We start from the raw sequence: 19,174 nt of genomic DNA on the forward strand, positions 1-19,174 counted from the left end.
GCTATAGCGGGAAACGGCCCCGCTTTAGCAGGGGCGGGCGGCGATGGCCACTGGGGCGGGGCCTCAGCCGTCATGCTCGCCCTTGTGGCGAGCATCCACGTCTTGAACACCGTGTGCCACGAAGGAAGACGTGGATGGTCGGGACAAGCCCGACCATGACGGAAAAACCGTAGCTCACACCTTCGCCAGCGCCTGCTCCAGGTCGGCGATCAGGTCGTCAGGGTGCTCAAGCCCGATCGAGAGGCGGATCAGCCCGTCGCTGACGCCCATCGCAGCGCGCACCTCAGGCGTGAAGCGCTGATGCGTCGTCGTCGCCGGATGGACGATCAGGCTCTTGGCGTCGCCGAGATTGTTCGAGATGCGGATCAGCTTGCAGGCGTCGAGCAGGCGATAGGCGCCTTCCTTGCCGCCGGGCACTTCGAAGGCGATCATCGTCGAGGGGCCGCTCATCTGGCGCTTGATGATCTCGGCCTGCGGATGGTTCTTGTGGCCGGGGAAGATCACCTTGGTCGGCTTGCTCTGTGCCGCCAGCCAGTCGGCGACCGCCGTCGCGTTCTGCGCCTGCTTGGCGACGCGCAAAGGCAGCGTCTCTAGCGCCTTCAGCATCACCCAGGCGTTGAAGGGCGACAGGATCGGGCCGGTCTGGCGCAGGTAGTTCTGGATATCGGCCTCGATCAGCTCCTTCGAGCCGAGGATCAGCCCGCCGAGGCAGCGGCCCTGGCCGTCGATATGCTTGGTCGCGGAATAGACGACGATATCGGCGCCGAGCTCGAGCGGGCGCTGGAAGAGCGGCGTGGCGAAGACATTGTCGACCACGAGCTTGGCGCCGGCCTCCTTGGCGATCTTGGCGATGGCCGCGATGTCCAGCACTTCGAGCGTCGGGTTCGATGGCGATTCCAGGAAGAACAGCTTGGTGTTGGGGCGCACCGCCCTGCGCCAGGCGTCGAGATCGGTGCCCTCGACCAGCGTGGTCTCGACGCCGTAGCGCGGCAGATGGTCCTCGATGATGTAGCGACAGGAGCCGAAGAGAGCGCTCGCAGCCACGACATGGTCGCCGGCCCGCACCGGCGCCATCATCGCAGCGGTGACGGCCGCCATGCCGGTAGCCGTGGCGCGGCAGGCCTCGGCCCCCTCGAAGGAGGCCATGCGGGCCTCCAGCATCGCCGTCGTCGGATTGCCGAGCCGGCCATACTGGAAGCCGGGATCGGTGTTCAGGAAGCGGCCTTCGGCCTGCGCGGCATTGTCGTAGACATGGCCCTGCGTCAGGTAGAGGGCTTCCGATGTCTCGCCGAACTGGGATCGCAGGATGCCGTCATGGACGAGGCGGGTCTCGGGATGCAGCTTGGCTGCGGCTTTGTCCGGTGACGACATGGAACTCTCGATCCGTTCTTTATAACGGACAGGAGCAGTATCAGCTCCCAAGGAGTTCGTAAAGAAGAACGGAATTTCCTTTTTTTGGGAGCTGAGCGGGGGGAAACGCCTCCGGCTCAGGCTTGCCGTCCGCCGGAACGTCCGAGCGGCCTCAGGAAGCCGGTGAGGTCGGCCGTGACATGATGGACATGGCCGGCCTCGATCGCGACCTGCTCCCAGGCCTCGCGGAAGGGGTCGGGCGTCTTCGGCACGATCAGCACGGTCTTCATGCCGAGATCGCTGGGGACGATCAGGTTCTTCTCGATATCCTCGAACATCGCGGCGCGGCCGGGATCGACGGAGTGCTTGGCGAGGAAATTCTCGTAGGTCGCACGTTCGGGCTTCGGCAGGAAGCCGGCATGGACGATGTCGAAGATATCCTCGAACTGGTCGAGGATGCCGAGCTTGCCGGCGACGTTCTTCGCGTGGCCGACCGAGCCGTTGGTCAGGATCAGCTTGCGGCCGGGCAGCGCCGCGAGCGCCGCGCCGAGCTCCGGATTGGGTTCGAGCAGCGTCAGGTCGATGTCATGGGCGAAGTCGAGGAACCGATCGGGATCGATCTGGTGCTCCTCCATCAGCCCCTTCAGCGTCGTGCCGTAGCGGTGATAGTAATATTGCCGCAGCGCATGCGAGGAAAGGCCGTCGAGCCCGAACAATTCCTGCAGGAACAGGGTGATGCGCTCGTTGACCTGCGGCCAGACACGGCATTCATGCGAGTACAGCGTGTTGTCGAGGTCGAAGATCCAGTGGTCGACATGCGCGAAGCCTTCCGCCGTCAGCGGCGGGGTCGCGGCAGGTGTGTCTGCGAGTATTTTCATTGGACTCCGAGATGTGGCGAGCCGGAGTCTGCGCCGCAAGTCCTTGGCGGGGGCTTAATCAAGGTGGCTCTTGAAACCCTTGATACTGTCATCCCGGGTCTGCGCTTCGCTACGCCCGGGATGACGGTGTCAGAGTTTTATCTCAACGCCGGATGATCGTGCCGGCGCCGGTATCGGTGAAGAGCTCGATCAGCGCCGCATGCGGCACCTTGCCGTCGAGGATGACGACGGCCTCGACACCCTTCTCCAGCGCGTAGATACAGGTCTCGATCTTCGGGATCATGCCGCCGGAGATCGTGCCGTCTGCGATCAGGTGGCGGCATTCCTCGACCGTGAGCTCCGGAATGAGCTGCTTGTCCTTGTTCAGCACGCCCGGCACGTCGGTGAGCAGCAGCAGGCGCTTGGCATTGAGCGCCCCGGCAATCGCGCCAGCGAAAGTGTCTGCGTTGACATTATAGGTCTGGCCGTCGGCGGCGGCGCAGACCGGCGCCAGCACCGGGATCAATTCGGCCTTCAGCACCGCGTCCAGAACGGTGGTGTTGACCTTCTCGGGCTCGCCGACGAAGCCGAGGTCCAGGACTTCCTCGATCTTGGAATCGGGGTCGACGACGGTACGGGTCACCTTGCGGGCGGTGACCATGTTGCCGTCCTTGCCGCAGAGCCCGATGGCCCGCCCGCCCTCGCGGGTGATGTAGCCGACGATCTCCTTGTTGACCGAGCCGGCCAGCACCATCTCGACGACCTCGACGGTCGCCTCGTCGGTGACGCGCAGGCCCTGCTTGAACTCGGACTGGATGCCGAGCTTCTTCAGCATCGCCGCGATCTGCGGGCCGCCGCCATGGCAGACGACCGGCTTCAGGCCGGACTGCTCGAGCAGCACGATGTCCTCGGCGAAATCCTCGGCAGTGGCCGCGTCGCCCATGGCGTTGCCGCCATACTTGATGACGATGATCTCCTGGTCGTAGCGCTGCATATGCGGCAGCGCCTGCACCAGGAGCTCGGCGGATTGCGACGGCGTCAGATGGGGATGGTCGGTCATTCGGGCAGGCTCCGCGCGGCCGCAAGGACAGATGCGGGCGCTTCTAGCTCAAGATCGGCCGAGGCGGAAGAACGCTGACGCCGCTCAGCCGCGCTTCGCGGTCACAGCGGCGACGGCGAGCCCGAGCCAGCCGCCGAGCATGAACCAGCCGCCGGTCGGAGCCGCCCGCGGGAACAACGCCTCGTTGGCGAAGCCGCGCCGGGCGAGATCGACCGCGAACAGGCATGCGCCGACCATGATCGCCGAGAGCGCGATTCGCGCCAGCAGGTCATGGAGATGCCCGCCCCGGCGCGCCGCGGTCGCGCCGATGACGACGGAGGCATGGAACAGCAGCATCTGCCCGGCGGTCTGGACATGGCCCGGGTCGATCGCGACATGGGCCGCCGCCGCCAGCAGGGCGACGCCGACGAAGCCCATCAGGGCGGCAAGCGCGAGATGCAGGCGCGTCGCGGTCATGGCGTTTAGCCGTGCTCCGCCAGCACGCGGCCGATCGCGGCGCGGAATTCCGGGATGCCCATGCCGGTTTCGCTGGAGGTCAGCAGCACTTCCGGGAAGGCGGCCGGACGGCGCTTGATCTCGTCATAGGTCGCCTCGGTCATGAAGGTCTGATCGGCCTTCTTCAGCGCATCGCCCTTGGTCAGCACGACCTGATAGGACACGGCGGCCTTGTCGAGCGTCTCCAGCACGGCGCCGTCGACATCCTTGATGCCGTGGCGGGCGTCGATCAGCACATAGACGCGCATCAGGTTGGAGCGGCCGCGCAGGTAGTCGTGGATCAACTTCGTCCAGGCCGCGACCTTCTCCTTGCCGACGGCGGCATAGCCGTATCCGGGCATGTCGACGATGGTCGGCGCATGGGGCGAGTAAACCGGAACCGGTTTTTCGCGAGAGCCGCGCTTGCCGCCTTGAGGTCCCGCCCCTGCGGGCTCCTCGTGCTCGACCTGGCGGAAGAAATTGAGCTGCTGCGTCCGGCCGGGCGTATGCGAGGTCCGCGCCAGCGCGTTGCGTCGCGTCAGCGCGTTGATCAGACTGGACTTGCCGACATTGGAACGCCCGGCGAAGGCGATCTCCTGCCCGACCATCGGCGGCAGGTCGTCGATCTTGGTCGAGGCCCAGACGAAATCCCACGACCCCTCGAAGAGCTTGCGGGCGGCCTCGATCTCCTCGGCGTCATAGGGTTTTGTCGTGGATGTGGTCATGGAGCCCTGCCTACACGGCTGCGCGAAGCGCGTCGATATCGGCGCCCTGGATCGCGTCGACATGACGCGCGATCTTGTCCGCCGGCCAGTCCCACCAGCGGATCGCCAGCAATTCCGCGATGATCTCGGGCGCGAAACGCATCTTCACGACGCGGCCGGGATTGCCGGCGACGACCGCATAAGCAGGCACGTCCTTGGTCACCTGCGCCCGCGTGCCGATGATCGCACCGTCGCCGATCGTCACGCCCGGCATGATCACCGCCTCGCGCCCGATCCAGACATCGTTGCCGATCACCATGTCGCCGCGATTGTTCGGGCCGGGGCGCTTCAGGCTTTCGGGATCGCCGAGGCCGAACATCTGGAAGGGAAAGGTCGAGAAGCCGCCGATCGGGTGGTTGGCGCCGTTCATGATGAACTGCGCCGCCTGCGCGATGGCGACGAATTTGCCGATGATGAGCCGGTCGCCGATGAAGTCGAAATGATAGCGCACGCAGCGGGCGACGAAATGCTCCGGCCCGCGCGAGTCGTCGTAATAGCTGTAGTCGCCGATCTCGATCAGCGGATGGTCGACCACCGCCTTCAGGAAGGCCGTGCCCTTCCAGCCGGGGATGGGATGGCGCGTGCTCGGATCGGGCAAGGGCATCGGGACGGCCTTCAAAAGCGAAGGGCGGGAAACCCCGCCCTTCGATCTCTCACTTCTTGTTGCTGTTGGCGGGGTTGGGTGCGCCGCCTGCGGCTGCCGGCTTCTTGCCGAACATGCCCTTGAGGTTGTCGAATAACTCGATCTTCACCCCGTTCTTCTTCATGATGTAGCCCTGCTGGGTCACCGAGAGCAGGTTGTTCCAGCTCCAGTAGATCACCAGGCCGGCCGGGAACGAGCCGAGCAGGAAGGTGAAGAACACCGGCATCCAGGTGAACATCATCTTCTGCACCGGGTCCGGCGGCTCCGGGTTCATCTTCATCTGGATGAACATCGTCACACCCATGATCAGCGGCCAGGCGCCGAGATGCAGCATGGCTGGCGGCGTGAACGGGATCAGCCCGAACAGGTTGAACAGGTTGGTCGGGTCCGGCGCCGCGAGATCGTGGATCCAGCCGAAGAACGGCGCATGCCGCATTTCGATGGTGATGAACAGGATCTTGTAGAGCGCGAAGAACACCGGGATCTGCAGCAGCACCGGCCAGCAGCCGGCGACCGGATTGATCTTCTGCGTCTTGTACAGCTCCATCAGAGCCTGCTGCTGCTTCATCTTGTCGTCGGCATAGCGCTCGCGGATCGCCGTCATTTCCGGCTGCAGCGCCTTCATCTTCGCCATCGAGGCGTAGGACTTGTTGGCGAGCGGGAAGAACAGGCCCTTGAGCAGCACCGTGACGATCAGGATCGCGACACCGAAATTGCCGATGTGCTTGTAGATCCAGTCGAGCACGAAGAAGAGCGGCTTGGTGAAGAAATAGAACCAGCCCCAGTCGATCAGCAGGTCGAAGCGCTTGATCTGCTGGCTTTCCTCATAGCCGTTGATCGCCGCGACCTCCTTGGCGCCGGCGAAGAGCCGGGCATTGGACGAGGCCGTGGCGCCGGGCGCCACCGCGATGCCCTCGCCGAGGAAATCGGCCTGATAGGTGCGGCCGGTGCCGGTCTGGACCGAGGAATAGCGGCCCTCGTACTTGCGTTGCTGGTCGGGGACGACCGCGGCCGCCCAGTACTTGTCGGTGATGCCGACGAAGCCGCCGACGGCGTCCTTCCAGGTCTTGCCGGTCGTGCCCGGCGAGAGCAGCGGCTCCTTGTCGAGCTTGTCGTAGGTGTATTCCTGCAGGCCCTGTTCGCCGAGATAGCCGACGAGACCCTCGTGCAGCACGTAATAGCCGAGCGTATGCGGCTTGCCCTGGCGGACGATCTGGCCATAGGGGAACAGGGTCACGGCCGCGCCGCCCTTGTTCTCGACCTCGTCGCGGATCGTGAACATGGCGTTGTCGTCGACGCTGATGACGCGCTTGAAGGTCAGGCCCTGGCCGTTGTTCCAGCTCAGCGTCACCGGCTTGGCCGGGGTCAGCACCTGGTTGTCGGCGGTCCAGACCGTCGTGGCGTTCGGCAGCGTCACCGCCGTGCCGGGTGCAGCGACCCAGCCGAAATCGGAATAATAGGCGTCAGGCCCGCCGACCGGCGAGAGCAGCACGATGATCGGGCTCTTCGGGTCGACCGTCTCGTGATAGGCCTTGAGCGAGACGTCGTCGATGCGCGCGCCGGTCAGCGAGATCGAGCCGGCGATCTTGGGCGTGTCGATCTTGATGCGTGGGCTAGCCGCCAGCGCCTGCTCGCGTGTGCCGATCGATTGCGTCGCGGCAGCGCCGGGCGCGGCCGATCCTGCGGGCTGGCCGGGTCCGGCGGGGGCCGGGGTGGAGCCGGGCGTCGCGGCGGCCTGCTGGCTCTGGGCCTGCTGGGTCTGCCGGGCGGCCTCCTGCTGCTTGTCCATCTGCGGCTTGGCGTAGAAGAACTGCCAGCCGAGCAGGATGATCACCGACAGGACGATCGCGAGAAGCAGATTGCGGTTGTCTTCTTTCATCATGGTCGGGAACGGATCTCGCTTGGTCCGGTAAAGGCGCGGCGGGTCAGGCTTGCGACGGGGTGCCGCGCTTGGGATGCGGGCGGCGCCTGTCGGCATGCGGCTTGTGAGGCTTTGCCCGGTCGATGGCAATCGAAAGATCGGCGACGAGCGTCTTAAAGTGAGCAGTCAGCACGTCGGAGCGCGCGACGATCACGACGTCGCAGGGGCGCTCGGTCTGGCTGGCGAGCGCTTGCTTGGCCGCTTCGCGCAGGCGCCGGCGGATACGGTTGCGCTTCACGGCATTGCCGGTCTTGCGCGAGGCGGTGAGGCCGAGTCTCAAGGCCACGGGTTCGCCGCCCTTGCGGGCCTCGTCGGGCGCGGCGTCGCGCACCTGCGCCATGAAGGCGGACGAACGAAAACGGCGGCCGTGTTCGGCCGCCGCCAGGAATTCTTTGCGTTGCGTCAGACGGGCGAGGCGCATGGCGATTGGCCTGTCTTCCGAAACCGGCGCGCTGTCGTGACGCGCCAGGGCTCGTCAGGCCGACAGGCGCTTGCGGCCGTGGGCGCGGCGAGCGGCGATGACCTTGCGGCCGCCCTTGGTCGCCATACGGGCGCGATAGCCGTGGCGGCGCTTGCGAACCAGCTTGCTGGGTTGATAGGTTCTCTTCACGGTCCGTCTCCGGGGCCTTTATGAGCACGACGGCCGCGGCTTTCCGGGGAAAGCATGGCCAACCGAGCCTGTCATGCGATAAGGGTCGGCGCCGCCTTTCGGCTGCGCAGGTCGCGGGCTTATGACGGATGGACGACACCAAGTCAACGCCAAACTGGCAGCCATGAGCCTGAGTGCGACGAAGCTTCGCGGTCTCTGCGATGCCGGCTTGCGATTCCCCGCGACATCCCCGATATAGCGGGCGGGAGGTTGGCGAGGGACGTCTCACTCGCCAACCGGGTCAGGTCCGGAAGGAAGCAGCCCTAACGAGACCGAACGGGTCTTCGTCCAGCCTCCCACCTCATGCGCCCGATAAAGCGCCGGTCCGCATTACGGAACCAGCGCGGCGCCATTGACCCTCGCCTCCCGATTGGCGAAACCAGTCCGCATGACCGACCAGATCGACGCCGCCTCTGCTGACGAACCGGGCTTCGCCGGTTTCGATCCGGCGCCTGCGCCGCAGCCGTCCGCGAATGGCGCGCCCGCGCCCTATCGCGTGCTCGCTCGCAAGTACCGCCCGGCGCATTTCGGCGACCTGATCGGCCAGGAAGCGATGGTGCGCACGCTGACCAACGCTTTCGCGGCCGGCCGCATACCGCAGGCCTGGATGCTGACCGGCGTGCGCGGCGTCGGCAAGACCACGACCGCCCGCATCCTGGCGCGTGCCCTCAATTTCCAGACGCCGGACGGACAGGGCGCCCCGACCACGGACCTGCGCGAATTCGGCATCCATTGCCGCGAGATCATCGAGGGCCGCCATATCGACGTGATGGAGATCGACGCGGCCTCCAACAACAGCGTCGACAACATCCGCCAGATCAACGACGCCGTGCGCTATGCGCCCGTCTCAGCCCGCTACAAGGTCTATATCGTCGACGAGGTGCACATGCTCTCGACCGGCGCCTTCAACGCTTTCCTGAAGACGCTGGAGGAGCCGCCGCCGCATGCGAAATTCATCTTCGCGACGACGGAAATCCGCAAGGTGCCGATCACGGTGCTGTCGCGCTGCCAGCGCTTCGACCTGCGCCGCGTCGAATCCGATATGCTGGTCGATCATCTCGCCAATATTTGCCGGGCCGAGAGCGTCGATGCCGAGCAGGAGGCGCTCGCGGCGATCGCCCGCGCCGCCGAGGGCTCGGTGCGCGATTCGCTCTCGATCCTCGACCAGTCCATCGCCCATGCGGCCGGCCGCATCACGCTCGACGATATCCGTTCGATGCTCGGCCTTGCCGATCGTGCCCGCGTCATCGACCTCTTCGAAGCCGTGATGAAGGGTGACATCGCCGCGGCGCTGGGCGAATTGCGCGCGCAATACGATGCCGGCGCCGATCCGGTCGTCGTGCTGAACGACCTCGCCGAATTCACCCATCTCGTCACGCGCCTCAAGCTCGTGCCCGAGGCGGTGAAGGACAACAGCCTCGCCCAGGCCGAGCGCGTGCGCGGCGGCGATTTCGCCCAGCGCCTCTCGGTCCGCATCCTCGCCCGCACCTGGCAGATGCTGCTCAAGGGCATTGCCGAGGTGAAGCAGGCCGACCGGCCGGTCATGGCCGCCGAGATGGTGCTCGTCCGCCTCGCCCATGCCGCCGACCTGCCGACGCCGGACGAGGCGCTGAAGATGTTGCGCGACGGCATGGGCTCCGTCCCCGCGGGCAACGGTGGCGGCAATGGCATGGGCATGCCGCGCCCGCCCTCCGGTGGCGGCAACACCGCGCTCGCCGCCCGCCCGATCCTGGCCAGCGCCAACCCTGCGCCCGCTCCGGTCGCGCGTGCGATCGCGGCACCGATGGCGATCGTCGCTACGCTGGAGGATGTCGTCGCGCTGGCCTCGCAGCATCGCGACATCACGCTCAAGATCGCTCTGGAACGCGATATCCGGCTCGTCCGCTTCGAGGCCGGCCGCATCGAATTTTCGCTCGCCGAGGGTGCCTCGCGCACCCTTGCGCAGGACCTCTCGCGCCGCCTCAAGGAATGGACCGGCCAGACCTGGATGGTCGCCGTCGTCAACGAGGAGGGCGCCGCCACCATGCGGGAGCAGGCGGCGGCGGCGAAGGATCAACGCGAGAGCGACGCCGCGGCTCATCCTGCCGTCAAGGCGGTGCTGGAGCGCTTTCCCGGCGCCCGCATCGTCGATGTCCGCGATCCCCGGGCCATCGCGGCGGCCGAGGCGGCGGCGTCCATGCCGACCGAAGACGAATACCTGCCCGATGCCGAGCCCCTGTTCGACGATTCCGAACCGGATTTCGACGGCATCGATTTCTGACGATTTCGAGGAGGATTTCCGATGCGCGACATGATGGGCCTGATGAAGCAGGCGCAGCAGATGCAGCAGAAGATGGCCGACATGCAGGCCGAGCTCGACTCGATCGAGGTCGAAGGTGGCGCCGGCGGCGGCATGGTCACCGTGACGATGACCGCCAAGGGCGCGCTCAAGGGCGTGAAGATCGATCCGAGCCTGATGGTGCCGGACGAGCGCGAGATCCTCGAGGACCTGATCGTCGCAGCCAGCAACGACGCCCGCACCCGCGGCGAGCGCGTCATGCAGGAGCGCATGGCCGAGATCACCAAGGGCCTGCCGATCCCGCCGGGCATGAAGCTGTTTTGAGGCTTTCCCCTCAGCCCTTATCCTGAGGAGCAGCCGCAGGCTGCGTCTCGAAGGATGCTCCAGCGTGCTCTGGAATATCCTTCGAGACGCCGCTACGCGGCTCCTCAGGATGAGGGCTGAGGGGACCAGAAGGTCGCTTACCTCAATGTCCCGCGCCATTGCCGGTCCCGAGATCGAAAGGTTGATCCAGCTCCTGGCCAAGCTGCCGGGGCTCGGGCCGCGCTCGGCCCGGCGCGCGGCGCTGCATCTCGTCAAGAAGCGCGAACAACTGCTGGGCCCGCTTTCGGAAGCGATGGCGGTGGCGCGCGAGCGCATCGTCGTCTGCGCCCGCTGCGGCAATGTCGATACCAGCGACCCCTGCGGGCTCTGCACCGATCCGCGCCGGGACGATTCACTGATCGTCGTCGTCGCCGACATCTCCGATCTCTGGGCGCTGGAGCGCTCGGGCGCGGTTTCCGGCCGCTATCACGTGCTGGGCGGCGTGCTTTCGGCGCTCGACGGCGTCCGGCCGGAGCATCTCTCGCTCGACGCGCTGGCGGCGCGGGCTTCCGACCCCTTGGTGAAGGAGGTCATCCTCGCGCTCAGCGCCACGGTCGACGGCCAGACCACGGCGCATTTCATCACCGACCTCCTGGCGCATCTGCCGGTGAAGGTGACCAAGCTCGCCCATGGCGTGCCTGTCGGCGGCGAGCTCGATTATCTCGACGACGGTACGCTGGCCGCTGCGATCCGCCAGCGTACGGGGTTCTGAGGAAGCCTCAGAACTTGTAGGCGACGCTGGCGCGGGCGCTGTGGCTCGACAATTCCTGCGAGCCGGTCAGGCCCGGGAAGGCGCCGGAGCTGGCGAAGCGGTTCCGGCCGAAATCGGTGTAGCGATATTCGGCGCCGAGGATCAGCTGATCGGTGAAGGCGAAATTGACGCCGGCGCCGACATTCCAGCCGGTCCTGGCGCTGGTCAGCCGCTCGCCGAAGCCGGCGCCGGGCGCGACGACGCGCCGTTCGTATTCGGTGAAGGAGGCGCCGCCGGTGCCGTAGACCATCCAGCGATCGAAGGCGAGGCCGAGGCGCGCGCGCGCCGAGCCCTGCCAGTCCTGGCTGACGCGGCCGGACAACCCGATCCCGTCGAAACGGCTGCGGCTGTCGAGCGCCTCGATATCGCCCTCGACGCCGAGAACGATACCGTCGACCTGATAATTGAAGCCCGCATGGGCGCCCCCGAAGGCAGCATCCTTCCCGATACGGAAGCTGGTCGGCGCAAAGGCGCCCCCGACCCGCAACCGGCTGTCGCCCCACGCATAGCCGCCCTGGAGGCCGGCATAAAAACCCGTCCAGGAATAGAGCGCCGGCAGTTCCGGGGCCGGCGGCAAGGCGACCTTGCGCAGGTCGGCCGCACCAGCCGCACCCGACAGCAGGATCGCGAGGCCCGTCAGGCCGGTTCTGAGCAGCTTCGTCATCGGGCTTTCCGCTGGGTGGAACAGCGCCTGCCGCTCGCGGCCGCGCTTCGCAATAACGAAGCATTAAGGTTAACAATCGGCTAAGCGGTTCCACCCCCGGCCTCATGCCGGAACGATTGCGAATGCAGCCCGTTGCTCGCAAGCTGCGATGGAACGGCAGATGGAGCACGAATCCCGACATGGCTTTCCTCAAACGGATCACGGGCGCCGCCGGGATCGGGATCGCGCTCGGCTATCTGTCGGGAGTGGTGACGGACAAGCTTGGGCGGCGCAGGCGGGAAGAGGTACGCGGCCGGCTGGCGAAGACGCCACTGCAGATGACATGGCTCGGCTGGAAGGACGTGCTGCTGCGCTTCATCGGCAATGTCGCCGACAACCGCCTGACCTCGCTCGCCGGTGCGGTCGCTTTCTTCACGCTGCTCTCGCTCGTGCCGGCCTTGTCGCTGCTGGTCACGATCTACCGCTATTTCACCAATCCCGCGACTATCGCGGAGCAGCTCGACACCGTCACGACCATGTTCCCGCAAGCCGCGCGTGATCTGATCCACGAGCAGGCGATGCGGCTTTCGACCCAGTCCGGCTTCAACCTGTCGCTGACATTCTGGATCAGCCTGGGCGTGGCGACCTGGTCGGCCAACGCGGCGGTGAAGGCGCTCTTCGATGCGCTGAACATCATCTATCGCGAGGCCGAGAAGCGCAGCTTCTTCAAGCTCAACGCGATCTCGCTTTTCACCACCGTCAGCGGCGTCGTTCTGCTGACGGCCGCGCTGATCGCGATCGCCAGCCTGCCGGTGGTGACGGCGCTGTTTCCCTTCCATTCCGAGCTCGAGCGCCTGATCCGGCTGATCCGCTGGCCGTCCTTCTTCGTCATGGCGACGCTCTCGATAGCGGTTCTCTACTGGATCGGCCCCAGCCGCGAGCGCGTGCGCTTCATCTGGGTCATGCCCGGTGCCATCGCCGCCGCGCTCTTCTGGGGTGCGGCCTCCTATCTGTTTTCCTGGTATGTCTCGACGCTCGGCAATTACACGGCGGCCTATGGCTCGCTTGCCACCGTCGTCGTGTTCATGACCTGGCTCTGGCTCTCGGCGACGATCGTGCTGGCGGGAGCCGAACTCAATGCCGAGCTGGAGCACCAGACGGCGCATGACACCACGACCGGCCGTCCGAAGCCGCTCGGCCAGCGCGGCGCCACCATGGCCGACCGGGTTGGCCGTGCGAGGGCGGATTGATGCTCGATCCACAGGACACGCGTCACGAGGACCTGCGGACCGGCAAGGGGCCGTGGCGTCCGCTTCTGCAGCGCCCGGCGGGGGCGATCCTTGACTCCGATGCGCGCTGCGACGTCGTGATCGTCGGCGGCGGCATCACCGGCGCGCTGGTCGCCGAGCATCTGACGGCAATGGGGCGCGATGTCGTCCTGATCGACCGGGAGCGCGAAGGCTTCGGCAGCACGGCGGCCTCGACCGCGATGCTGCAATGGGAGATCGACCTCAGGCTGTCCCAGCTCGCGGCGCTCTATGGCTTCGCGGCTGCGGCGGAAACCTATCGCCTGAGCTTCCAGGCTGTCGAGGGCTTGCGCCACCTCGTCGGCGAGCTCGCATTGCCCTGCGCCTTCGCACCCCGCCAGACTGTCTATCTCGCGGCGGGCGAAAGCGGCCCGCGCGAACTGCTCGATGAAATGAAGATGCGCGATCGGGCCGGGCTGCCCGGCAGCTTCGTCGAGCATGCCGCCCTCCGTGAGGCCTTCGGCTTCGACCGGGCGGCGGCCATCGTCTCGCCAGGCTCGGCCGAGGCCGACCCGCTCAGCCTCTGTCACGGCCTCATCGCGACATCGGTGCAGCGCGGGGCGCGCTTGATCCGCGACGAGGCGGTGGGCTTCGACGGCGCTGGCCGTTCCGCCGCCGTCACCCTCGCCAGCGGGCACGTCGTCGAGGCCGATCGGATCGTGCTCGCCACCGGCTATGTCATGCCGGATATCGTCAGCGACGATCTGCACCGCGTCGCGTCGAGCTGGGCGGTCGCGACGGTGCCGCAAACGCCGCAGGCCTTGTGGCCCGGTCCTGCGCTCGTCTGGGAGTCATCGGAGGATTACTGCTACTGCCGTACGACCGCGGATGGCCGCATCGTCTTCGGTGGTGAGGACGAGTCTTTCGACGATCCCGACCGGCGCGAGGCGCTCGGCCCGGGAAAGGCCAAGGCATTGCAGGCGCGCCTGCATGCCTTGATCCCGCAAGCCAACCTCGATCTCGATCATGCCTGGTCGGGCGCCTTCGGCCAGACCGAGGATGGCCTGCCATTGATCGGACAGGTGCCCGGCCATCCGCGCCTGCTGGCGGCTTATGGCTATGGCGGCAACGGCATCACCTTCAGCTTCATGGCGTCGCGCCTGATCGGGGCGCTGGTGAGCGGCCGGGAGAAGCGCTGGTTCCGCCATTTCGCCATCGATCGGCCACGCCCCGGCTGAGCACGCGTCATTGCAACCCTGCAATCGCAGCCTTGCCGGCCGGGTGGGCGACAAGATCAGGCAGAAGGGCCATTTTAGGGGCGCGGCCGGCATGACCGCCGCGAAAGGATTTCCCATGGTCGCAACCATCGAACGGACGGCTCCCGCCGCCACTCTCGAAGCCCACAAGGCGCCGGTCTTCATCGGTGCGGTGACGCTGAAGGTCCGAGATCTCCCGGCACTGACGGCGTATTACCGCGACGCGATCGGCCTTCGCCTGATCCGGCAGGATGCGGCAAGCGCCGATCTCGGCATCGGCGGGCAAGTTCTCGTCCGGCTGGAAGCGGGCGCCGCCCGGCCGACCTCGGCCGCCGGCCTGTTCCATCTGGCCATCCTGCTGCCCTCGCGGCGCGATCTCGCCAACTGGCTGAGGCACGCCGCAGTCACGCGCATCCCGCTCGAAGGCGCCTCCGACCATCTCGTCAGCGAGGCGCTCTATCTCTCCGATCCCGAGGGCAACGGCATCGAGATCTATCGTGATCGCAAGCGGGACGAATGGCCACGCAAGCCCGATGGCAGCATCGCCATGGCGACCGAGCGGCTCGATCTCGACAGGCTCTTAAGCGAGGCCGATGAGGCAACCTATGTCGGCATGCCCGCGGGCACGGGCATGGGCCATATCCATCTGCGCGTCGGCGATACCCTGGCTGCGGAGGCCTTCTACCGCGACCTGCTCGGCTTCGACCTGATGGTGCATTATCCCGGCGCGAGCTTCCTCTCCAGCGGCGGCTACCACCATCATATCGCCGGCAATATCTGGGGCAGCCGTGGCGCCGGCCCGCGCCAGCCGGGCGAGGCGGGGCTCGATCGTTTCGAGCTGGTCGCGCGCGACGAGCAGGACTTCGCCGCGATGCGCGAGCGCATCCTGGCGGCCGGCGGCAGCGAAGCCGATGGCGTGCCGACGGTCACCGATCCCTGGAACAACCGATTGATTCTGGTGCACTGAGACGCGCTCAGCGCGTCAGCAGATGCGAGCGGCGCGTTCCGCTCGTGTCGACCGTGAAGCCGTTCGCTTCCCAGAAGGCGCTCGCGCGCGGATCGGCGGCGCGCAATGAGAGCTTGGGCGCCAAGTCCAGTCCCTGCTGGATTAGCGCGGCGGCCAGCATGCGGCCGACGCCGGCACCGCGATGCAGCGGCCGGACATAGACATGGCGGACGCGCAGGAGATCGGGCGCAGGATCATAGGGATCGGGCGTCAGCGCGCCGATCCCGGCCAACTCGCCCTCATGGAAGGCGGCGAAGGTGGTGAAGCGCTCGTCCGCACCGCCGTAATGGCCGGCGAGCCATTCCTCGCGCAGCCCTTCGATGAAGCGGTAGCTTTCGGCGCTGGCCTCATGGCGCAGCGCCTCGAAATCGTCCGGCAGGCTTTCCACCAGCCGGACGATCTGGATCGCCGTTTCGATCACAGACCCTCGAACAGCGCGCTGGAGATGTAGCGCTCGGCGAAGGAGGGGATGATCACCACGATGGTCTTGCCGGCATTCTCCGGCCGGGCGCCGACTTCGAGCGCCGCCGCGACCGCTGCACCCGACGAGATGCCGGCCGGGATGCCCTCGCTCCTGGCGAGCGCGCGCGCCGTCTCGAAGGCCGTCTGGTTGCCGACGGTGACGACCTCGTCGATCACGCCGCGATCGAGGATGCCCGGCACGAAGCCGGCACCAATGCCCTGGATCTTGTGCGGACCGGGCTGGCCGCCGGACAGGACCGGGGAATCCTCCGGCTCGACCGCGACCATCTTCACGCCCGGCTTGCGGGCCTTCAGCACCTGGCCGACGCCGGTGATGGTGCCGCCGGTGCCGACGCCGGAGATGACGATATCGACCGCGCCGTCGGTGTCGTTCCAGATCTCCTCGGCGGTCGTCTTGCGGTGGATCTCGGGATTATGCGGGTTCTCGAACTGCTGCGGGATGATCGCGCCGGGGATCTCGTTCTTGAGTTCCTCGGCCTTGGCGACAGCGCCGCGCATGCCGCCGGGGCCGGGCGTCAGCACGAGTTCGGCGCCGAGCAGGGCGAGCATCTTGCGCCGCTCCAACGACATCGTCTCGGGCATGACCAGGATCAGGCGATAGCCGCGCGCGGCGGCGACGAAGGCGAGCGCGATGCCGGTATTGCCCGAGGTCGGCTCGATCAGCGTGCCGCCGGGCTTCAGTGCGCCGGAAGCCTCCAGCGCATCGATCATGTTGACGCCGATGCGGTCCTTCACGCTCGAGATCGGATTGAAGAACTCGAGCTTGGCCAGGATCGTCGCCTTGACCCCGCGCTCGGCCGGCAGACGGTTCAGCTTGACCAGCGGCGTATCGCCGATCGTGTCGGTGATCGAGTTGTAGACGCGTCCGCGTCCGGGCGCCTTCGTCGATTTCTGGGCTTCGGCCATGACATGACTCCTCTGGACGAGAGAATGTTCGGTCGTGACGCTAAATCAATTCACAAAAACTGTCGATTAAGGAAATAAATCACATAATCAAATTGTGAAATCGCCTTTCGCGGCGGGATCGCCGAAGACGGCTTTCGTCTGTGCCCTCCGGCACAATTCCTCGACCGTGACCGTATCGAGCGCGGCCAGGAACGCGGCCGAAGCCTGTTCGACCTCTGGCCCGACGACCTCATCGACCAGCCGCGATTGCGGTTCCGGTCCGAGTCCTTCCTCGATGGCCTCCTGCATCGCGGCGCGCGCGATGTCGCCGGCCGTGATCTTGCGCCGTTCGCGGGCGAGTTCGTAGCCGCCGCGCGGGCCGCGCACGCCCTTGAGGATGCCGACGCGCACCAGCGTCTGCAGCAGGGTTTCAAGATGGCGCGGCGGCAGGGCATGGCGCGCGGCGAGCAGCTTGGCCGCAACCGGCTGCGGCCTGGCATGCAGGGCGATATCGACCACCGCGGCGATCGCGAGCAGGCTGCGGCGCGAGAGCAGGATCATGCGCCGCCTCCGACGCGCGTTCCGCCGCCGCTGATACCGGTCGAGCCGTAGCCGCCGGCGCCACGCGCGGTTTGGCTGAGCGTCTCGACCTCCGAGAGAAGGGCATGGGTGACCGGAGCGATGACGAACTGGGCAATGCGGTCGCCGCGCGTGACCGTGAAAGGCTCGCTGCCATGGTTGATCAGCACGACCGAGACCTCGCCACGATAATCGCAATCGACCGTGCCGGGCGCGTTGAGGACGGTAACGCCATGGCGCAGCGCCAGCCCCGAGCGGGGCCGTATCTGCCCCTCGAAGCCCTCCGGCAGCTGCATGGCGAGGCCGGATGGAATCAGTGCGCGGGCGCCGGGGGCGAGTGTGACCGGCGCGTCAATGGCGGCGCGCAGGTCGAGCCCGGCTGCGCCTGCCGTCTCATAGGCCGGCAAGGGCAAGTCGGCGCCATGCGGCAGGCGCTGCAGCAGGACAGTGACCATCGTCAATCCGCCTGCCGGGCAGCTGTCAGCCCGGCGATATGGGCGATGAGCCGCGCCGCGACCTCGCCCTTCGGCAAGGTCGGCCAGGTCTCGACGCCGGACTTGGTGACGAGGTGGACGGTATTGGCGTCGCCGCCCATCACGCCGGTGCCGCCGACATCATTGGCGACGATCAGGTCGCAGCCCTTCCGGGCGAGCTTGGCGCGGGCATAGTCGATCACGTTCTGCGTCTCGGCGGCGAAGCCGACGACCAGCGGCGGGCGGCCGCTCTTGCGATGCGCGACGGTGGCGAGGATGTCGGGGTTCTCGACCAGCGAGAGCGGCGGCAGCGCCTTGCCGTCCTTCTTCAGCTTGTCGGAGGCCGCGTCCGCCACGCGCCAATCGGCGACGGCGGCGGCGAAGATCGCGATATCGGCGGGCAGCGCCGTCTCGACGGCGGCGAGCATCTCGCGGGCCGATTCGACATGGATCGTCTCGACGCCCGCCGGATCGGCCAGGTTCACCGGCCCGCTGACCAACGTGACCCGCGCTCCGGCGGCGGCAGCGGCGGCTGCGATGGCATGGCCCTGTTTCCCGGAGGAGCGGTTGGCGATGTAGCGCACGGGATCGATCGGTTCATGCGTCGGCCCCGACGTGATCAGCACATGCTGGCCGGCGAGCGAGCCTGTCGCATGGTCGCCGCCCGGCAGCCGGCCGAGGAAGCCGATGGCGCGCTGCGCATTGGGCTTCTCGCCGGCGAGCGCGAGTTCGATCGCAGCGAGGATTTCCGGCGGCTCGGCCATGCGGCCCGGCCCGCTTTCGCCGCGCTCGGCCATCGCCCCGACATTGGGGCCGACGACGAGCACGCCGTCCTTTTCGAGCTGCGCCATGTTTCGGCGCGTCGCCGGGTGCTGCCACATGCGCGGGTTCATCGCGGGCGCGATCAGCACGCGCTTGTCGGTGGCGAGCAGCGCGGTCGAGGCGAGGTCGTCGGCATGCCCGTTCGCCATCTTGGCGATCAGATCGGCGGTGGCCGGCGCAACGACGACGAGATCGGTCGAGCGCGAGAGCTGGATATGGCCGATATCGGCCTCGTCTGTCAGCGAGAACATGTCGGTGAAGCAGCGCTCGCCCGCCAGCGACGAGACGGTGAGCGGCGTCACGAACTGTTCGCCGGCCTTGGTCACGATGCAGCGCGAGGCGATGCCGCGATCCTTCAGGCGGCGGATGACCTCCAGCATCTTGTAGGCGGCGATGCCGCCGCCGATGATCAGGAGAACGGAGCGGGAAGCGGACAAGGCGGCTCCTCGGGCAGCGCGATGGGCGAACTGACCGTTACCTAGCATCCGCCGCGCCGCGCTGTCATGCGCCGCGCGTTTTCCCGTCTGCCTCAGGTGCGGGGCAGGTCCGGCACCTTGTAGGCCGTCGTCGCCTTGATCCGCTCCATCGCGAAGCGCGAGGTCACGTTCTTGAGCGGAATCGTCTCGATCAGCTTCTTGTAGAAGCCGTCATAGGCGGCCATGTCGGCGAC

General features: G+C 67.0%; 21 protein-coding genes, 1 other RNA gene and 1 pseudogene. 7 read left to right on the plus strand and 16 right to left on the minus strand.

What is annotated here, in order from left to right; all coding sequences use genetic code 11:
- Window positions 1-174: 174 nt before the first annotated feature.
- The 9 genes from Q0Q36_RS16680 to rpmH form a co-directional block, all read right to left on the minus strand.
- A complete protein-coding gene (locus Q0Q36_RS16680; RefSeq protein ID WP_293799400.1) occupies window positions 175-1,371 on the minus strand; it encodes an O-succinylhomoserine sulfhydrylase in 1,197 nt (398 codons plus the stop codon).
- Window positions 1,372-1,487: 116 nt separating this feature from the next.
- The gene (locus Q0Q36_RS16685; RefSeq protein ID WP_293799402.1) at window positions 1,488-2,228 is read right to left on the minus strand and encodes a pyrimidine 5'-nucleotidase; all 741 of its coding nucleotides are present in this window, start codon (window positions 2,226-2,228) and stop codon (window positions 1,488-1,490) included.
- Between the two features lie 142 nt (window positions 2,229-2,370).
- Entirely contained in the window at window positions 2,371-3,267 is an 897-nt protein-coding gene (gene argB, locus Q0Q36_RS16690) for an acetylglutamate kinase (RefSeq protein WP_293799404.1), read from the minus strand.
- A gap of 84 nt (window positions 3,268-3,351) precedes the next feature.
- A complete protein-coding gene (locus Q0Q36_RS16695) occupies window positions 3,352-3,723 on the minus strand; it encodes a DUF423 domain-containing protein (protein WP_293799406.1) in 372 nt (123 codons plus the stop codon).
- A 5-nt stretch (window positions 3,724-3,728) separates the two neighbouring features.
- Window positions 3,729-4,466, minus strand: a complete 738-nt coding sequence (locus tag Q0Q36_RS16700; RefSeq protein ID WP_293799407.1) for a GTP-binding protein — start codon at window positions 4,464-4,466, stop codon at window positions 3,729-3,731.
- Window positions 4,467-4,476: 10 nt separating this feature from the next.
- Complete coding sequence (locus Q0Q36_RS16705; RefSeq protein ID WP_293799408.1) at window positions 4,477-5,109, minus strand: CatB-related O-acetyltransferase; 633 nt, start codon at window positions 5,107-5,109, stop codon at window positions 4,477-4,479.
- Window positions 5,110-5,158: 49 nt separating this feature from the next.
- Complete coding sequence (yidC, locus tag Q0Q36_RS16710; protein WP_293799435.1) at window positions 5,159-7,027, minus strand: membrane protein insertase YidC; 1,869 nt, start codon at window positions 7,025-7,027, stop codon at window positions 5,159-5,161.
- Between the two features lie 46 nt (window positions 7,028-7,073).
- Window positions 7,074-7,490, minus strand: a complete 417-nt coding sequence (gene rnpA, locus Q0Q36_RS16715) for a ribonuclease P protein component (protein WP_293799409.1) — start codon at window positions 7,488-7,490, stop codon at window positions 7,074-7,076.
- A gap of 54 nt (window positions 7,491-7,544) precedes the next feature.
- On the minus strand, window positions 7,545-7,679 hold the full coding sequence (gene rpmH, locus Q0Q36_RS16720) for a 50S ribosomal protein L34 (RefSeq protein ID WP_038364779.1): 135 nt from the start codon (window positions 7,677-7,679) through the stop codon (window positions 7,545-7,547).
- A 242-nt stretch (window positions 7,680-7,921) separates the two neighbouring features.
- Here rpmH and ffs point away from each other — a divergent pair.
- The 4 genes from ffs (at window position 7,922) to recR (ending at window position 11,071) form a co-directional block, all read left to right on the plus strand.
- Window positions 7,922-8,020: signal recognition particle sRNA small type (ffs, locus tag Q0Q36_RS16725), an RNA gene on the plus strand.
- Between the two features lie 86 nt (window positions 8,021-8,106).
- Window positions 8,107-9,978 carry a DNA polymerase III subunit gamma/tau gene (locus Q0Q36_RS16730; RefSeq protein ID WP_293799414.1) on the plus strand — a complete coding sequence of 624 codons (1,872 nt, stop codon included), beginning with the start codon at window positions 8,107-8,109 and terminating at the stop codon, window positions 9,976-9,978.
- 21 nt (window positions 9,979-9,999) lie between these two features.
- Window positions 10,000-10,320 (plus strand): YbaB/EbfC family nucleoid-associated protein, encoded by a 321-nt coding sequence (locus Q0Q36_RS16735; RefSeq protein ID WP_293799415.1) that lies wholly within the window; start codon window positions 10,000-10,002, stop codon window positions 10,318-10,320.
- Window positions 10,321-10,465: 145 nt separating this feature from the next.
- The gene (gene recR, locus Q0Q36_RS16740) at window positions 10,466-11,071 is read left to right on the plus strand and encodes a recombination mediator RecR (protein ID WP_293799416.1); all 606 of its coding nucleotides are present in this window, start codon (window positions 10,466-10,468) and stop codon (window positions 11,069-11,071) included.
- A 7-nt stretch (window positions 11,072-11,078) separates the two neighbouring features.
- On the opposite strand, the gene Q0Q36_RS16745 is transcribed toward recR, so the two are convergent.
- A complete protein-coding gene (locus tag Q0Q36_RS16745) occupies window positions 11,079-11,774 on the minus strand; it encodes an outer membrane protein (RefSeq protein ID WP_293799417.1) in 696 nt (231 codons plus the stop codon).
- A gap of 179 nt (window positions 11,775-11,953) precedes the next feature.
- Between Q0Q36_RS16745 and Q0Q36_RS16750 the strand changes: the two genes are divergently transcribed.
- The 3 genes from Q0Q36_RS16750 to Q0Q36_RS16760 all read left to right on the plus strand — a co-directional run bounded on the left by Q0Q36_RS16750 (window position 11,954) and on the right by Q0Q36_RS16760 (window position 15,223).
- Window positions 11,954-13,003: a YihY/virulence factor BrkB family protein gene (locus Q0Q36_RS16750; protein WP_293799418.1), complete on the plus strand. Its 1,050-nt coding sequence runs from the start codon at window positions 11,954-11,956 to the stop codon at window positions 13,001-13,003.
- Entirely contained in the window at window positions 13,003-14,238 is a 1,236-nt protein-coding gene (locus Q0Q36_RS16755; protein ID WP_293799419.1) for an FAD-binding oxidoreductase, read from the plus strand. The genes Q0Q36_RS16750 and Q0Q36_RS16755 overlap by 1 nt, the downstream gene beginning before the upstream one ends.
- 115 nt (window positions 14,239-14,353) lie before the next feature.
- Complete coding sequence (locus Q0Q36_RS16760) at window positions 14,354-15,223, plus strand: VOC family protein (protein ID WP_293799420.1); 870 nt, start codon at window positions 14,354-14,356, stop codon at window positions 15,221-15,223.
- Between the two features lie 7 nt (window positions 15,224-15,230).
- Here Q0Q36_RS16760 and Q0Q36_RS16765 read toward each other — a convergent pair whose 3' ends face one another.
- From Q0Q36_RS16765 to Q0Q36_RS16790, 6 genes and pseudogenes are all read right to left on the minus strand, one after another.
- Entirely contained in the window at window positions 15,231-15,683 is a 453-nt protein-coding gene (locus Q0Q36_RS16765) for a GNAT family N-acetyltransferase (RefSeq protein ID WP_293799421.1), read from the minus strand.
- Window positions 15,680-16,651 carry a cysteine synthase A gene (cysK, locus tag Q0Q36_RS16770; RefSeq protein ID WP_293799422.1) on the minus strand — a complete coding sequence of 324 codons (972 nt, stop codon included), beginning with the start codon at window positions 16,649-16,651 and terminating at the stop codon, window positions 15,680-15,682. The genes Q0Q36_RS16765 and cysK overlap by 4 nt, the downstream gene beginning before the upstream one ends.
- 87 nt (window positions 16,652-16,738) lie before the next feature.
- Window positions 16,739-17,191, minus strand: a complete 453-nt coding sequence (locus tag Q0Q36_RS16775) for an Rrf2 family transcriptional regulator (protein ID WP_293799424.1) — start codon at window positions 17,189-17,191, stop codon at window positions 16,739-16,741.
- Window positions 17,188-17,664, minus strand: a complete 477-nt coding sequence (gene dut / locus Q0Q36_RS16780) for a dUTP diphosphatase (RefSeq protein ID WP_293799426.1) — start codon at window positions 17,662-17,664, stop codon at window positions 17,188-17,190. The genes Q0Q36_RS16775 and dut overlap by 4 nt, the downstream gene beginning before the upstream one ends.
- Window positions 17,665-17,666: 2 nt before the next feature.
- On the minus strand, window positions 17,667-18,941 hold the full coding sequence (locus tag Q0Q36_RS16785; protein WP_293799428.1) for a phosphopantothenoylcysteine decarboxylase: 1,275 nt from the start codon (window positions 18,939-18,941) through the stop codon (window positions 17,667-17,669).
- Window positions 18,942-19,033: 92 nt separating this feature from the next.
- A pseudogene (locus Q0Q36_RS16790) lies at window positions 19,034-19,174 on the minus strand (transcriptional regulator); the annotation flags it as partial.

The sequence above is a fragment of the uncultured Allobosea sp. genome, assembly GCF_945957345.1.
Lineage (GTDB): Bacteria > Pseudomonadota > Alphaproteobacteria > Rhizobiales > Beijerinckiaceae > Allobosea.